At 75.4% G+C, this 459-nt stretch carries 2 pseudogenes; both read right to left on the reverse strand.

Annotated elements, in window-relative coordinates:
• Positions 1–252, reverse strand: a pseudogene (locus tag D180_RS19330) (efflux RND transporter periplasmic adaptor subunit); the annotation flags it as partial.
• Positions 249–459 (reverse strand): annotated as a pseudogene (locus tag D180_RS19335) (TolC family protein); the annotation flags it as partial. The pseudogenes D180_RS19330 and D180_RS19335, both read right to left, overlap by 4 nt.

Below are 459 nucleotides of genomic sequence, written 5' to 3' on the forward strand. Positions count from 1 at the left end.
CAGGCGCACCGAGGCGCCGCCGCCGCGGCCGACCGCGACCACGTCCAGGCCGGAGGCGGCGATCTGTTGCGGCGTCAGCCGCACCACGTCGCCGGTTTCGGCACCGGCCTCGGTCTTGGGCGTGGGATCGGGCGCTGAGTCATGGCGCGCGGCGTCGGCCGCCGGGGCGGCCTGCCTGTCGCCAGCGCAGGCGGCCAGCAGGAGCGCCAGCAGCACGCTACCGGCAAGGGAGATCGGACGGGACAGGTTCATTGGGCCTCCATGAACGGCGCGCGCCCTTCCAGGCGGGCCAGCTCGATTTCCGCCGCGACGCGCGCAAGGCGCGCGTCCACGGCAATGCCGCGCGCGGCGATGAGCGCAGCGCGGGTGCTGCGCAGTTCCAGTTGCGTGATGCGACCGGCGTCGACGCCGATGCGGGCCAGGCGGTAGGCCTCCTGCGCCGCCGCCACACCGTCGTCG

It is taken from the genome of Xanthomonas sp. SHU 166 (assembly GCF_000364685.1).
Lineage (GTDB): Bacteria > Pseudomonadota > Gammaproteobacteria > Xanthomonadales > Xanthomonadaceae > Xanthomonas_A > Xanthomonas_A sontii.